The 15,073-nt window shown below is 67.6% G+C and carries 14 protein-coding genes; 7 read left to right on the top strand and 7 right to left on the bottom strand.

Going from position 1 to position 15,073, the window contains the following annotated elements; genetic code table 11:
• The first annotated feature begins 111 nt into the window (after nt 1–111).
• On the top strand, nt 112–459 hold the full coding sequence (locus AC07NN_RS14070) for a hypothetical protein (RefSeq protein WP_494641731.1): 348 nt from the start codon (nt 112–114) through the stop codon (nt 457–459).
• A 21-nt stretch (nt 460–480) separates the two neighbouring features.
• On the opposite strand, the gene AC07NN_RS14065 is transcribed toward AC07NN_RS14070, so the two are convergent.
• Both AC07NN_RS14065 and AC07NN_RS14060 read right to left on the bottom strand, forming a co-directional pair.
• The gene (locus AC07NN_RS14065; protein ID WP_494641729.1) at nt 481–666 is read right to left on the bottom strand and encodes a hypothetical protein; all 186 of its coding nucleotides are present in this window, start codon (nt 664–666) and stop codon (nt 481–483) included.
• 83 nt (nt 667–749) lie between these two features.
• Nucleotides 750–905, bottom strand: a complete 156-nt coding sequence (locus AC07NN_RS14060; protein ID WP_494641727.1) for a hypothetical protein — start codon at nt 903–905, stop codon at nt 750–752.
• Between the two features lie 169 nt (nt 906–1,074).
• Between AC07NN_RS14060 and AC07NN_RS14055 the strand changes: the two genes are divergently transcribed.
• Together AC07NN_RS14055 and AC07NN_RS14050 are read left to right on the top strand one after the other, a co-directional pair.
• Nucleotides 1,075–3,480, top strand: coding sequence for an ATP-dependent helicase (locus AC07NN_RS14055; protein WP_494641725.1), 2,406 nt, complete (start codon nt 1,075–1,077; stop codon nt 3,478–3,480).
• Between the two features lie 690 nt (nt 3,481–4,170).
• Nucleotides 4,171–5,841 (top strand): hypothetical protein, encoded by a 1,671-nt coding sequence (locus AC07NN_RS14050; protein ID WP_494641723.1) that lies wholly within the window; start codon nt 4,171–4,173, stop codon nt 5,839–5,841.
• 107 nt (nt 5,842–5,948) lie between these two features.
• Here AC07NN_RS14050 and AC07NN_RS14045 read toward each other — a convergent pair whose 3' ends face one another.
• Nucleotides 5,949–7,115, bottom strand: coding sequence for a low temperature requirement protein A (locus AC07NN_RS14045; RefSeq protein WP_494641721.1), 1,167 nt, complete (start codon nt 7,113–7,115; stop codon nt 5,949–5,951).
• Between the two features lie 102 nt (nt 7,116–7,217).
• On the opposite strand from AC07NN_RS14045, the gene AC07NN_RS14040 reads away from it, so the two are divergent.
• The 4 genes from AC07NN_RS14040 to AC07NN_RS14025 all read left to right on the top strand — a co-directional run bounded on the left by AC07NN_RS14040 (nt 7,218) and on the right by AC07NN_RS14025 (nt 11,082).
• Nucleotides 7,218–7,721, top strand: a complete 504-nt coding sequence (locus tag AC07NN_RS14040) for a hypothetical protein (RefSeq protein WP_494641718.1) — start codon at nt 7,218–7,220, stop codon at nt 7,719–7,721.
• Nucleotides 7,722–7,870: 149 nt separating this feature from the next.
• A complete protein-coding gene (locus tag AC07NN_RS14035) occupies nt 7,871–8,737 on the top strand; it encodes a 50S ribosomal protein L11 methyltransferase (protein ID WP_494641716.1) in 867 nt (288 codons plus the stop codon).
• A gap of 62 nt (nt 8,738–8,799) precedes the next feature.
• Entirely contained in the window at nt 8,800–9,216 is a 417-nt protein-coding gene (locus AC07NN_RS14030; protein ID WP_494641714.1) for a hypothetical protein, read from the top strand.
• Between the two features lie 54 nt (nt 9,217–9,270).
• Nucleotides 9,271–11,082 (top strand): aminopeptidase P family protein, encoded by a 1,812-nt coding sequence (locus AC07NN_RS14025; protein ID WP_494641712.1) that lies wholly within the window; start codon nt 9,271–9,273, stop codon nt 11,080–11,082.
• A 14-nt stretch (nt 11,083–11,096) separates the two neighbouring features.
• On the opposite strand, the gene AC07NN_RS14020 is transcribed toward AC07NN_RS14025, so the two are convergent.
• The 4 genes from AC07NN_RS14020 to ligA form a co-directional block, all read right to left on the bottom strand.
• The gene (locus AC07NN_RS14020) at nt 11,097–11,408 is read right to left on the bottom strand and encodes a putative quinol monooxygenase (RefSeq protein WP_494641710.1); all 312 of its coding nucleotides are present in this window, start codon (nt 11,406–11,408) and stop codon (nt 11,097–11,099) included.
• A 98-nt stretch (nt 11,409–11,506) separates the two neighbouring features.
• Complete coding sequence (locus AC07NN_RS14015) at nt 11,507–11,923, bottom strand: DUF2147 domain-containing protein (RefSeq protein WP_494641708.1); 417 nt, start codon at nt 11,921–11,923, stop codon at nt 11,507–11,509.
• A 110-nt stretch (nt 11,924–12,033) separates the two neighbouring features.
• Nucleotides 12,034–12,663 (bottom strand): 3'-5' exonuclease, encoded by a 630-nt coding sequence (locus tag AC07NN_RS14010; RefSeq protein WP_494641705.1) that lies wholly within the window; start codon nt 12,661–12,663, stop codon nt 12,034–12,036.
• Nucleotides 12,639–14,990, bottom strand: a complete 2,352-nt coding sequence (gene ligA / locus AC07NN_RS14005) for an NAD-dependent DNA ligase LigA (protein ID WP_494641702.1) — start codon at nt 14,988–14,990, stop codon at nt 12,639–12,641. Before ligA ends, AC07NN_RS14010 begins: the two co-directional genes overlap by 25 nt.
• Nucleotides 14,991–15,073 lie beyond the last annotated feature (83 nt).

The raw sequence follows: 15,073 nt of genomic DNA, 5'->3' as shown, positions 1-15,073 counted from the left end.
TTTCGCGGACGGCCGCCGCCCGGCGCTGCAACTGAGCGCTCGCGCGCCTTCCCGGCAGAACACAACCAGGGACAACGCGCCTAGGCGCGACACAATCGAAGGAAGCTCAAGATGAAGCGTTCAGTCCTGTTCCCCGCCATCGCCGCCTGCGCGATGCTTAGCGTCACACAAGTCCAGGCCGCGCCGGCCTTCATGAAGTACGATGGCGTGAAGGGCGAAAGCCAGAAGACCAAGGCTCGCCCGTCGGGAGCTCTGAACGTCGCCGCCGGCGATGTGAACGGCGACGGCGCCCGCAAGGGCAAGAAGGACGACCACAAGGAATGGATTCCGGTCGAAAGCGCCCGGGCCAGCCAGGGTAGCGGCGCCGGTGCGGGCAAGGCGACCAATCACGACATCAAGGCGCCGACCGACCAGGCGGGCCTGCTGGTTCCGGCGGTACAGCGAGCCCGGCCGAACTAGCCGGGACCGCTGGCTTCCAGCCTATCGCTGCGGCTCCGACGTCACGCCAGGCCGGCGGGACGTCGGGATCGGCGCGGGTTGAGGGTTGGGTCCCTTGCGAAGCGCCGCCACGTCGGGAAGGCGCGAGCGCCACTCGACCTGATCGCCGGCCATGACGCCCAGCTTCCACGCGCCCCAGACGGCGGCGGCAAGGATGGCCACGACCAACAGGGCCGCCCATAGGCCGCTCCGATCATGATGGGGCGCCGGTTGGTGTCTGGCGTCATGTGCGAGGGTTTTCATGGCGATCCTCAACCCGCCGGCTTAGGCGCTGGCGCGTCAGGCAGCTTGGGCGCCGAAGCGGAGATGTCCACATCGACCTTCTTATGCTGGGTGAACCCGCCGGACATCACGAAGAAGGCGAGCACCGCCACGATGACGACCAGTCCGCCTACGATGAACGCCAAGCCACTATTGCCCCCGCTGCTGGTTCCATCCGCCATGAGAGTCTCCGTGCCTGTCGGCTCTGTTCGTGTTGGCGGATCAACGGCGCGCATGACCGGAGGTTCCGCTTTGCTGGCCTCATCGGGGTCGGTTGGGGCTTAAGCCCGGCGAGGTTTGTGCTACATATGTTCCATGTATCCCGATGACGACTCGGCCTTCCCGGGCGACCTCCCCTCTCCTCGCATCTCCGACCTCGCCCGAGCCCGTCCTCCGGCGAGCGTGAGCGCGCCCGACTATCTGGACGGCCTGAACCCGGAACAGCGCGAGGCGGTCGAGACGACCGAAGGCCCGCTGCTGGTCCTGGCCGGCGCCGGCACCGGCAAGACCCGGGTGCTGACCACGCGCCTCGCCCACATCCTGGCGACCGGCAAGGCCCGCCCGTGGGAGATGCTTGCCGTCACTTTCACCAACAAGGCCGCGCGCGAGATGCGCGAGCGGATCACCCACATCATCGGCCCGGAGGCCGAGGGCCTGCGTTGGCTGGGCACCTTCCACTCGGTGGCCGCCCAGATCCTGCGCCGCCATGCCGAGCTGGTGGGGCTGAAGTCGAACTACACGATCATCGACACCGACGATAACGAGCGGCTGCTGAAGCAGCTGATCGAGGCCGAGAACATCGACGCCAAGCGCTGGACCCCGCGGATCCTGTCGCAGATCATCGACGGCTGGAAGAACCGCGGCTGGACGCCCGATCGCGTCCCGACCAGCGAGGCCGGCGAGTTCGCCAACGGCAAGGGCATCAGCCTCTATCGTCAGTACCAGGAGCGCCTGCGCATCCTGAACGCCTGCGACTTCGGCGACCTGCTGCTGCACAATATCAGCCTGTTCACCGGCCATCCCGACGTGCTGGACGAGTTCCAGCGCCGCTTCAAATACGTGATGGTCGACGAGTACCAGGACACCAACGTCGCCCAATATCTGTGGCTGCGCCTATTGGCCCAGGGCCGCCAGAACGTCTGCTGCGTCGGCGACGACGACCAGTCGATCTATGGCTGGCGCGGGGCCGAGGTGGACAACATCCTGCGCTTCGAGCGCGACTTCCCCGGCGCCAAGGTGGTCCGGTTGGAGTGCAACTACCGCTCGACCGAGCACATCCTGGCTGCGGCCTCGGGCCTGATCACCGCCAACAAGGGCCGCCTGGGCAAGACCCTGTGGACCCCGGCCAAGGGCGGCGAGAAGGTCAAGGTTTCCGGCGTCTGGGACGGCGAGGCCGAGAGCCGCATGATCGCCGACGAGATCGAGCGGGCAAAGAAGGCCGGCCGCAAATACAACCAGATGGCCATTCTGGTGCGCGCCTCGTTCCAGATGCGCGCCTTCGAAGAACGCTTCGTGATGCTGCAGATCCCCTACAAGGTGGTCGGCGGGCCGCGCTTCTTCGAGCGCGCGGAAATCCGCGACGCCCACGCCTATCTGCGCCTGATCCAGTCGCCCGATGACGACCTGGCCTTCGAGCGGATCGTCAACACGCCCAAGCGGGGCATCGGCGACACCTCGGTGCAGAAGCTGCTGCAGATCGCCCGGCTGAACGGGATCTCGACCACCGAAGCGGCGCGCGAGATCATCACCAGCGACGAACTGCCGGCCCGCACCCGCACGGCGCTGTCCAACTTCATCCGCGACCTGGATCGCTGGCGCTCGCTGATCGGCTCAGTGCACCACCAGCGCCTGCTGGAGACGGTGCTGGAGGAGAGCGGCTATACGGACGCCCTGCGCCTGGACAAGGGCCCCACCAGCCAGACCCGCCTGGAGAACCTGAAGGAACTGGTCCAGTCGATGGGCGCCTTCGACACGCTCGAGGCCTATCTGGAGCACGTGTCGCTGGTCATGGATCTGGACCGCGAGGCCACCGGCGACGCCGTCTGGATCATGACCCTGCACTCGGCCAAGGGCCTGGAGTTCCCGCTGGTCTTTCTGCCCGGCTGGGAGGAAGGCGTCTTCCCCAGCCAGCGAAGCATGGACGACAAGGGCGAGAAGGGCCTCGAGGAAGAGCGCCGCCTGGCCTATGTCGGCATCACCCGGGCCCGCGAGGAGGCCCGGATCAGCTTCGTGGCCAACCGTCAGGTCTATGGCCGCTGGACCAGCCAGCTGCCCAGCCGCTTCGTCGACGAACTGCCGATCGCCCACGTCGATGCGGCGTCCGAGACCGGCTACTACGGCGGCGGTCCCGGCATGCAGTCGACGGCCGCCTCGCGCTGGGACGATCCGGGCACGTCCGCCTTCCAGGCCGGCAGCTATGACAGCCCGGGCTGGAAACGGGCCCAGGAACGGACGGCGGGCTTCAGCGATCGCGGAAGTTCGTGGCGCGGAACCCAGGGCGTCCGTTCCGGCTCGTCCGCCCGCTCGGCGCCGATCGAGGGCGAAGGCCGCCTCGTCGCGGTCTCGGCCCCGACCAACAGCGCCTATTCGCGCGGCGACCGCGTGTTCCATGTCAAGTTCGGCTACGGCAAGGTCACGGGCGTCGAGGGCAACAAGCTGACCGTCGCCTTCGACAAGGCCGGCGAGAAGAAGGTCATCGACAGCTTCGTCGAAAAGGCCTGATCGACCGCTCCAGGCGCCATCAGGATGTCGACAAGCCGGCGCCAAAAACGGCGCGCGGTCGATTCAGCGCGCCTGTCATTTGACGTAAGAACTGCCTTACCGAACTGTAATCGGCGACCAATGTTCATTAAAAACTAGACATGTCCGATCTGGACAGAATTTCGAATTTCGAAGTCATTTCAATGACTTGATATTAAACCTGAAGATGCAGAAATCATTACGCTCGCTTACGTGAACAAATTTTCACTACTGCCAGCGGCGCTCGGTGGGTATCGCCCCGGCTCCCCGATGAGGGGAAAAGTTCCAGTAAGAACTGCACACCCATTTTAAGCGAGCTCCCCGAAGAACACCTGACCATGTCGACCAACGCCGTTCCTTTCGCGACGTATCGCTCGGCCCCTCCCCGGGTCGCACCGATGCGCGCCGAACGCCGCTGGTCTGGCGCCTGGTCGTCGGCGATCCGGACGGGTTCTCGCGGCGACGGCCGAACGCAAGCGCGAAGACGAGCGCCGGTCCCGCCAGCCCCCGGAGCGCCAGGCCCCCGACCGCCCCTCGGGGCCTAGGACCACCGGCCGGGCGCTCCGGTCATCCCATCGAACAGGCTCCCGAGGCCAACCGCGCGCCGCGCGGATCGCGGCCGCACGCCTGTTCCACAACAAAACTAGAGATCAGAGAGAAGGAAACGAGATCATGGCTGTCATCCTGGGCACCCCCAACAACGACACCCTCAACGGCACCACCGGCATCGACCAGCTGAACGGCGGCAACGGCAACGACACGCTGAACGGCCTGGAAGGCAACGACACCCTGTACGGCGACGACGGCGCCGACACCCTGAACGGCGGCGATGGCGACGACTACCTGTACGCCGGCGGCGGCAACGACAACGACGGCTACGGCGACGTCCTGAACGGCGGCGCGGGCTTCGACCGCCTGTACGGCGGCGTGGGCGACCACTTCAACGGCGGCGAGCACACCAGCCAAGGCGACTACGCCTACATCAACCTGACGAGCCTGGGCGCGTCGGTGATCGTCGACTTTGGCGCGGCCGGCGTGCAGCAGATCGCGGGCGGCGGCAGCATCGTCAATGTCGAACAGGTCGAGATCTGGTCGGGCTCCGCCGCCGACCGCATCAAGGGCACGTCGACCAACGACAACATCCACGCCGGCGACGGCCATGACGCCATCTATGGCGGCGTGGGCCAGGACTTCATCTATGGCCAGGCCGGCAACGACGTGCTGCGCGGCGAAGCGGGCGAAGACACCCTGCGCGGCGACAGCGGCCACGACCGCCTGATCGGCGGCGACGGTTCGGACACCCTGCAGGGCGATCAGGATCTGGCCAACGTCAATGACGGCCAGGACCAGCTGCAGGGCAATGCCGGCAACGACTACCTGTACGGCAACGGCGGCGACGACATCCTGATCGGCGGCGCGGGCGACGACCAGCTGTACGGCGGCGCAGGCGCCGACCGCTTCGCCTTCTCGGGCGTCGGCCAAGGCACGGATCTGGTCCGCGACTTCTCGAAGACCGAAGACCGCTTCGACCTGGACGGCAAGCAGTTCACCGGCGTCGTCAGCGACGGCAATGGCGGCTCGCGCCTGACCTGGGAAGGCGGCACGATCATCGTCGAAAAGGTCACCGGGACCCTGGCCGAATGGAACAACCTGCTGGTCAAGGGCGCCAACACCCTGGTCCGCCTGTCCGACGCCTTCGACAACCTGCTGCGCTACAGCCCGGCTAGCGACACCGATCGCGCCTACGTCCAAAGCCTGACCGACAAGGTGGCCTCGGGCGAGATGACCGAAGCCAACGCCTTGAAGGCCATCGTCAACATGGCCGACGCCACGGCCGCTGTGGCGACCACGTCCTACCAGTTCTTCACCGGCAAGACCCCGGGCGAAGGCGGCATGGACTATCTGGTGTCGCCGATCGGTCCGAACCCGAACAACCTGAACTCGGCCTACTACCAGACCTTCAACGCCGAGAACCGCTACATCAACTTCGCGGTCAATCTGGGTCGTGACGGCGCGGGCGCGGCTTCGTTCGCCGCCGAGTACGGGACCAAGACCCTGTTCGAGGCCACCCGCACCGCCTACGCCAAGATCTTCGGCGCCACGCCGGACGACGCCAAGGTCCACGCGCTGATCGACACGCGGACCGACTACTTCAACAGCTACGGCAAGACCGATATCGGCGCGAAGGCGGCCATGGTCGGCTGGCTGCTGGCCGAGGCGATGAAGGCCGATGTCGGCCAATACGCCAACGCCAGCAATGCCTACTTCACCGACCTGGCCGACGGCGCGGCCTTCTCGGTCGACCTGATCGCCGTCTACGGCAAGCCCGAATACAATCTCTGACGAGACCGCGCCGATCCCTCAACCGGCGCCCATCGTCCGAGGGCCGCGCTCCGCTCACCCTGGAGCGCGGCCACCTCTTGCGAGCGAGGCCTTCCCCAAGGCCTCGCTTACTTCTTTTCCGGCGTGAGCACGGTTTCCCAGGCTCCGACGCCCACCAGGACCAGACTCGACAGGATCGACAGCACCAGCGGGCTGACATGGCCGGCGACCGGGATCAGCCCCGCCAGAACGGCCATGCCCGCGATGCGCGTCAACGACCAGCGCTTGAACACCGCCAGCTTGAAGACCAGCGCGCCGAACAGGAACAGCGCCGGCCCACCGATGACGGCCGCGGCGGTCTTGAAGTCGGTATGACCCAGCGGGTGGTGGATCACCCACTCGTCCCCGACCGCCGCCACGATGATCCCCGCCACCGGCAGTAGGTGGCTGTAGGTGTAGGCCACCCGCGCGATGGCGCCGGGATTGGACGAATGGGCGATGGCCTCGCTGGCCGCCTCGGCGGTCGACGAGAAATAGATCCACCACATGGCGATGCTGCACACCAGGGCGCTGGCGAAGGCGGCGAAGACCTCGACCGTCCAGGGCAGTCCGACCACGGTCGCGCCGGTGACGATGATCGACTCCCCGAGGGCGATGATCGTGAACAGCGCGCAACGCTCGGCAAGGTGCGCGCCCTCGACCGACCAGTCGTTGGCGCTGGTCTTGCCCAGGCCCGGCGTCCAGAAGCCCAAGGCCGGCGAGACATATTCCAGCCCCATGGCGAGCGCCCAGATCAACAGTCTCGCCTCGCCCTCCGTGAAGGCGCCCACGATCCAGAAGACACCGGACAGCACCAGCCAGAACAGGATGCGGGTGAAGTTCAGCCGATGGGTCGCATCGCTCCAGGTGCTCCACAGGAAGAAGGCCGTCCGCCCCACCTGGATGAAGACATAGGCGGCGGCGAAGACCAGGCCACGCTCGCCGAAGGCGTCGGGGATGGCGGCGGCCAGCACCAGGGCGGCGGCCATCATCACGAACAGCATGATCCGCACCAGCGGCCGCTCGGGATCCAGCCAGTTGGTGACCCAGGCCGTGTAGACCCATGCCCACCAGACGGCCAGCAACAACAGGGCCGCGTGCAGCAGGCCCGGGCCGTCCGGATGGGCCAGCACGGCGTGCGACAGCTGGGTCACCGCGAACACGAAGACGAGGTCGAAGAACAGCTCCACATAGGTGACGCGGGCGTGTTCGCCGCCGTGGCGTTCGCGAAGCAGCTTGGTGGCGCGGTCGGTCATGAATCCCTCTTTCCAGGCAGACTAGAGGAGCCCCGGCGAGTCTCGCGAGCGCCTTTCGCGGGTCGTGGCGAACCAAAGGCGGCCTTCGCGCGCTATCGCGACATGGAAGAGCACCTCACCCGCCTCCTCGAGCACCTGAAGGCCTTCGCCCTCACCCGCCCGATCGCGTATGGCGCGCCGGCCTTCGCCGTGGTTGGGGCCCTGGCGGGCCTGGCCATGCAGACCGGTTCGCAGGACGGGCCGTACACGCCGGAGATGGAGCCGACGGGCGCCTATCAGGAAGCCGTAGCCGAGCCGACCTCCTGGCCGTCCGGCAAGGTCCCCGACTACGTCATCGGCACCGACTTCCTGCGATCGACCCAGCCTCCGCCGCCGATCCAGACGGCGTCCTACGACGTCGGCTATGACGTGCCGCCCGCCCCCGAGGTTCCGCCTTATCAGCCGACCCAGCACGGCCCCGCGACGGCTCCGCCCGATCCGAACAACCCGAACTGGGCGTCGCAGCGCGGCGACATCCTCGACATATCCCTGCCCGAGGATCGCGCGCCACAGCCGGTCCCGATGGTGCTGGCCGACGCGGCCGCGACCGGTATGACGACACGCTAGAGCCTGTCGGTTTCTGATGGGCCATCAGAAGCCGACAAACAGGCTCGCCTCCAAACATCTAGAGCGTGGCAGACGCCGAAACCGCTCACACTTTCGGCTGCCACGCTCTGAGGCTCGCTTTTTCGGTCATCTCGCTCTAGTGGGTGCGCATGACCGACTATACGCCCCAGCAGATCGTCGCCCGCGGCTCGCGCATCGAGGCCGAGACCGCCGCAGACGCCATCGACAACCATCCGGGCCTGGAAGGCGCGACCTACTCGATCCTGGAAGAGGACGAGGACAAGAACATCTGGCGCATCGACGCCTTCCCGACGACCGACGAGGAAGACGAGGGCCTGATGGTCCTGCTCGCCGAATACGACCTGAAGGTCGCGCGCGACACGCTGGCCGACGCCGACTGGCTGGCCATGGCGCTCTCGGGCCTGCCGCCGGTGCGCGCCGGCCGCTTCTTCGTCTACGGCATGCACGATCGCGGCCGCCTGCCGGCCAGCACGGTCAACCTGCGCATCGAGGCCGGCGCGGCCTTCGGCACCGGTCACCACGGCACCACGGTCGGCTGCCTGCAAGCCTATGACCGCCTGATCAAGGCCCGCAAGTTCAACAAGGTGCTGGACGTCGGCGCCGGCACGGGCCTGCTGGCCATCGCCGCCGCCCGCACGGGCAGCAAGCTGGCCGTCGGCACCGACATCGACAAGCCCAGCGTGCGGATCTCCAAGGAGAACGCCCAGGTCAACAAGGCCAACGCCCGCTTCGTCCACGCCTCGGGCCTGTCGAACAAGCTGGTCGCCGAGAATGCGCCCTACGACCTGGTCTTCGCTAACATCCTCGCCCGCCCGCTGATCAGCCTGGCCCAGGACATCAAGCGCGCCCTGGTTCCCGGCGGCACCGTCATCCTGTCGGGCCTGCTGCGCACCCAGGAGCGGATGGTCAAGGCCGCCTACCTCTCGCGCGGCTTCAAGGTCGTGAACCGCATCCACCGCGACGCCTGGGCGACCCTGGTCCTTCAGCGCCCGTAGGAACTTAGGTCTCCCGGGTCACGTTCCTTCAGCTACAGACCTTGAGGCTGGAGGAACCGCCCATGACCTATACCGACCCCAACAACCCGCCGACTGAGCACCGCGTCGAAGTGCGCGAACGCGGCGGCACGACCGGCTGGCTGATCGCCGGCATGATCGCCATCGTCGCTGTCGTCGCCGTCGGCTTCCTGATGATGCGCCCCACCGGTCCTGACCAGAACCAGTTGCTGCAGGCCCAGGAGCAAGGCCGCCAGGCCGGCGTCGTCGAAGGCGCGCAGTCGTCCACCCAGGCCGCGCAGATGGCGGCCGAGAACGCGGCGCGTGACGCCCGCGCGACCGCCGATCAGGTCCGCCGCGACGGCCAGCAGGCCGCCGACAACGCCGCCCAAGCCGCCAAGGATGCCGCCGACCGCGCCGCCGCCAGCCGCAACAACCAGGCCGCCTCACCGGACAACCTGCCGGCTCAGCCGCCCCAGTAACGCGGGAGAAATCCTCCCCTTTCCAGGCCGGGATCGGCGGATTACATCCGAGGCATGCGCCAGACCTTCGATGAATCCACCGACCCGTCCTTTGGACCCAAGCATGTCCCCCTGATTCGCGCCGCCATGGCCGCGCAGGGCCTGGACGGTTTCCTCGTCCCGCACGAGGACGAGCACCAGAACGAATATCTGCCCGCCGCCAATGATCGCCTGGCCTGGGCCAGCGGCTTCACCGGCTCGGCGGGCGCGGGCGTGATCCTGAAGGATCGCGCCGCCGTGTTTGTCGACGGCCGCTACACCCTGCAGGTCCGTGAGCAGGTCGATCAGGGCGTGTTCGAGATCCGCGACCTCGTCGAGGGCGGCGTCCCCGCCTATCTGGAAACCTCCGAAAAAGGCGCGGTGATCGGCTATGACGCCCGCCTGCACAGCCCCTCGGCGCTCGAAGGCCTCAAGGCCGCCGCCACGCGCGCCGGCGCGACGCTGAAGCCCGTCGCCGCCAATCCGATCGACCAGGCCTGGGGCGACGCTCGTCCCGCCCAGCCGATGGCGCCGATCGTGCCGCAGCACGTCGAGTATGCCGGCGAGGAATCCAGCTCCAAGCGCGCCCGCGTCGGCGCGTCGGTCGCCGCGTTCGGCGCGGATGCGACGGTGATCACCGCCCCGGCCTCGATCGCCTGGCTCTTCAACATCCGTGGCGGCGACGTCATCCGCTCGCCTCTGCCGCTATCGCAGGCGATCCTGAACGCCGACGGCACCGCCCGCCTGTTCATCGAGCCGGCCAAGGTCACCGCCGACCTCCCCGCCTGGCTCGGCAACCAGGTCTCGCTGGAGACGCCGGACAAGCTGGAAGCGGCGCTGGGCGACCTGTCGGGCAAGGCCGTGGTCATCGACCCGACCCAGTCCTCGGCTTGGTACTTCGACACCCTGGCCGCCGCTGGCGCCAAGGTGGTGCGGGCGATGGACCCCTGCACCCTGCCGCGCGCCTGCAAGAACGCCGTCGAACTGGATGGCACGCGCGAGGCGCACAAGCGCGATGGCGCGGCCCTGACCCGCTTCCTGCACTGGCTGGCCACCGAGGGTCAGATCAATCCGCCGGACGAGAAGGAAGCCGTCGCCAAGCTGGAAGCCTTCCGCGAGGCCACGGGCGTGCTGAAGGACCTCAGCTTCGACACCATCGGCGCGGCCAACGGCCACGGCGCCCTGCCCCACTATCGCCCGACCGAGCGCTCCAACGAGCGCGCGGCCATGGGCTCGCTGCTGCTGGTCGACAGCGGCGGCCAGTATCTGGACGGCACCACCGATGTCACCCGCACGGTCGCCATCGGCGAGCCGTCGGCCGAGATGGTCAACCGCAACACCCTGGTGCTGAAGGGCCATCTCGCCATCGCTCGCCTGCGCTTCCCGGCCGGCACCACCGGCTCGGCCATCGACGCTCTGGCGCGGATGGCGCTGTGGGCGCACGGCCTGGACTACGACCACGGTACCGGCCACGGCGTCGGCGTCTATCTGGGCGTTCACGAGGGCCCGCAGCGGATCTCCAAGGCCCCGAACACCATCGCCCTGCAGCCCGGCATGATCGTCTCGAACGAGCCGGGGTACTACAAGGACGGCGAGTACGGCATCCGGATCGAGAACCTGGAAATCGTCATGCCGGCCGAACCGGTGAACGGCGGCGACCGCCCGATGCACCGTTTCGAGGCGCTGACCTTGGCGCCGATCGACCGGAGACTCATCGACAAGGCGTTGCTGACGGCCGAGGAGGTCGCGCAGTTCGACGCCTATCACGCGCGGGTGCTGCGCGAGATCGGGCCGCGCGTGGAGCCGGAAATCCGGGCGTGGATGGAAGAGGTCTGCGCGCCGCTGTGACGCTAGCGGCCTTGCTAGGCGGCGATGCTGCGCAAGGCCGTGAACTTGGGCTCGCTCGCCAGCAGTGAAAGCAGTTTCGTCAGGTCCCCGGCCTGGATGCGCCATGCCATGTAGGCGCGCTGGGCCTCCGACGATTCCCAAACCTCGTAGAACGTCACCTTCTCGGGCTCGGCGTCGTCCACCAGGATGTCAAACTTGATGTTGCCCGGGTACGACCGGCTCAATTCCAGGTTCTCGACGGTATAGTCGAGAAACTCCGCCAGCTTGTCGGGCTTGACCGTCAGCTCGGCCAGCATGACCAGACCTTCGACAAAGGCGTGTTTCATAGCGTTCTCCTTGTCTCGCCGACGCCTCTTCGAGATCGGCAAGACAAGGATTAGGCCGCGCCACTGTCAGGTCCTGGCAGCAGCGTCGACGTCGAAACCTACCGGATCCGCGTCCACTTCTGCGTCTTGCACAGCGGCGCGACGATGCAGCCCTTCAGCTTCAGCTCGTTGTCGCTGATCAGCTCCAGCGTGCCCGAATAGGTGCCGCCGTCTTCCGGATTGTAGACCTTGCCGCCGGTCCACTTGGTCGGGCCGCCGGTGAAATCGTACAGCATCTGCAGGTTCTTCAAGGTCCGGACGCGCTGGCTCTCGTCCTTGTTCTTAATGTCCTTCAGGGCCGGGTTGGACCGGATGTTGTCGGACGTCACAAGCTTGCCGCACAGGCTGTTGCCGCAGCGGGCGATCTCGACCTGGCCGCCGTTGCCCGGCGTGGCCCACAGGCCGGTGGCGTCAGCGGCGAAGGCCGAGCCCGACACCAGGGTCAAGGCGGCGGCGATCATGGCGGTGCGGATCATTCAAAGCTCCCTTTTCGCGCCTTCAAATGCGCGTTTGAACGCTTGGTTGCGCGATCTCGTCCCTCGCGACAAGAGCTGACACGAAAACGAGGCGGGAATTCGGAAAGCGATCAGGCCCAGCGCCGGCGCGAGCTGACCGCCGCCCGCGACGGGGTATAGCCGTCGTGATCCAGCCGGCCCAGGCTCATGCCCAGCCGCGCGGGAAGCTCGCGCACGTGGGCCAGACCGTTCAGGCTCGCCGCCGCCAGGGCCACCTGCCCGCAGGCATAAGCGTCGCCCGCCGCGTCGTGGTGCTTGAAGTCGACGCCCAGGTGATCACAGACCACGTTCAGCTTGTGCGACGGCAGGTCGGCCCAGACGCTGCGCGCCACCTGCACCGTGCACAGATAGTCGAAGCCCGGCGCGGGCACGTCATAGTGCTCGCAGGTCCGGCGGATCACGCTGATGTCGAACGAGGCGTTGTGCGCCAGGACCAGCGCGCCCTCCAGTTCCGGCCGCAGTTGCTCCAGCACCGCCGGCCACTCCTCGGCGTCCGCGACATGCTCGGGCCGGATGCCGTGGAACGCCATGTTGAACGAGGCGAACCGATTGCCCGGCGGACGGATGTAGTGATGCTCGATCCGCGCCACCTGACCGTCCTCGATCCAGGCCAGACCGATCGAGCACGGGCTGGACCGCTGTTCGTTGGCGGTCTCGAAGTCGAGGGCGATGACCTTCATTGGGCGACCATCGCCAGCCACTCGTCCTCGGTCATGACCTGGATGCCGAGCTCCGTGGCGGTCTTGAGCTTCGAGCCCGCGCCGGGGCCGGCGACCACGAGGTCGGTCTTCTTCGACACCGACGAGGCGACCTTCGCACCCAGGCCTTCGGCCTGAGCCTTGGCCTCGTCGCGAGTCATCTTCTCCAGCGAGCCGGTGAAGACGATGGTCTTGCCGGCCACGGCGGTGTCGGTCTTGGGCTTGGCGACCGGCTGGATGTCGAGTTCCGCGACGAGGTTGGCGACTTTCTGGCGGTTGTGCTCCTCGGCGAAGAACCGGGCCAGCGACTGCGCCGCCACCGGCCCGACCCCATCGACGGCGGCCAGGTGTAGATAGTCGTCGCCCGGCGCGCCCGAGGCGGCCTCGACTAGGCCTTGGGCGAAGGCGTCCCAGGTCCCGTAGCGCTGGGCCAGCGCCGCCTTGGCCGGCTTGGTCAGTTTCGGCACGGCGTGACCGATCTTGATCTCCAGGTCGTCGGTTTGAGGCCACGGATCGGCGAGCAGACCGCCCCTCCCGGCTTCGATCAGCAGGTCGAGCGCCTTGGGGCCGACGCCCTGGGCGGTCGAGAGCTCCAGATAGGTCTCGCCCGGCAGGCCCTTGGCGGCGGCCTCGGCGGCGGCTTGCAGGTCCTCGAAGCGATCAAAGTTGCGGGCCAGGACAGTCGAGGTCGTCTCGCCGATATCGCGCGCGCCCAGGCCGTAGATCATCCGGTCCATGCCAATGGTGCGGCGGGCATCGATGCCCTTCACGAGGTTGGCGATCGAGGTCTCGCCATAGCCGTCGCGCTCGCGCAGGGCCGCCAGCTTCTCCTCGTCCTTGGCCAGTCGGAAGATGTCCGCCGGTTCGGTGATCCAGCCCTCCTCGAAGAAGGCCTGCAGCTGCTTCTCGCCCAGGCCCTCGATGTCGAAGGCGCGGCGGGACACGAAGTGGCGCAGGTGCTCGACCCGCTGGAACGGACAGGCGAACTCGCCGGTGCAGCGGCGCACGACCGACTCCTGGCCCGAGGCGTTGACCTCACGGGTGAGCTCCGTCTTCAGCGGGCATTCGCAGTGGCGAGGGAATTCGTAGACGGGCGGTTCCGGGTCCGGGCGCGCCGCGATGTCGACCTCGACGATCTGCGGGATCACGTCACCGGCGCGCTGCAGGACGACCGTGTCGCCGACGCGGACGTCCAGGCGGGCGATCTCGTCGCCATTGTGCAGTGTGGCGTTGGTCACCGAGACGCCGCCGACCGTGACCGGCTTCAAACGCGCGACCGGTGTATGAGCGCCAGTGCGGCCGACCTGGATGTCGATGGCTTCCAGGATCGTGCGGGCCCGCTGAGCCGGGAACTTGCGGGCGATGGCCCAGCGCGGCGAGCGCGAGACGAAGCCCAGGCGGCGCTGCTGCTCCAGGTCGTCGACCTTGTAGACCACGCCGTCGATGTCGAAACCAAGCGTCGGGCGCAGGGTCTCGAATTGGGCGTAGATACCCAGCAGGCCCTGGGCGTTCTCGACCCGCTGAGCCGGCGGGGCCGTGGTCACGAAGCCCCATTCTTCGAGCTTTTCCAGCGCCCCCCATTGGCTGTCGGCGAACGGCTCGGACACCAGGCCCCAGGCGTAGCCGAAGAACCGCAGCGGCCGCTGGGCGCTGATCTTCGGATCGATCTGGCGCAGCGAGCCGGCGGCGAAGTTGCGCGGGTTGGCGTAGGTGCGTTGCCCGGCCTCCTCGGCGACCTGGTTGAAGGCGGCGAAGGCGGCGAGCTCGACATAGACCTCGCCGCGCACCTCGATCACATCGGGCCAGCCCGAGCCTTTCAGGCGGTGGGGGATGTCGGCGATGGTGCGCAGGTTGGCGGTGACGTCCTCGCCCACCCGGCCGTCGCCGCGCGTCGCGCCCTGGACCAGCACGCCTTTCTCGTAGCGCAGCGAGGCCGACAGGCCGTCGATCTTGGGCTCGGCCGTGTAGGCCACGGTGTCGGTCGGCGACAGGCGCAGGAACCGGCGGATGCGAGCGTCGAACTCGGTCGCCTCGTCGTTGGAAAAGGCGTTGTCGAGGCTCAACATCGGCACGCCATGCTCGACCGGCGAGAACTGCTCGGCCCGCGCCGCCCCCACCCTCATGGACGGGGAGTTGTCGCGGATCAGGTGCGGGAAGCGGGTCTCGATATCGAGGTTGCGGCGCTTGAGGGCGTCGTACTCGCCGTCGCTGATCGTGGGCGCGTCCTGCTGGTGATAGCGCAGATCATGGGCCGTCAGTTCGTCGGCCAGGCGCTCCAGTTCCTCGACGGCCTGGGCTTCGGTGAGGTCGGCGACGAGAATCTGGGACACGGGCGCGAATCCGGCAACGGGAAGACGCTGGCAGGTTAGCAACGCCGCCCGGACGGGGGGAGTCAGCTACCGCTCACCTCACA

Source organism: Caulobacter sp. GW821-FHT09H08, assembly GCF_059415885.1.
Note: the sequence above shows the minus strand (reverse complement) of the source record. Positions and strands in the feature narration are given on the sequence as shown.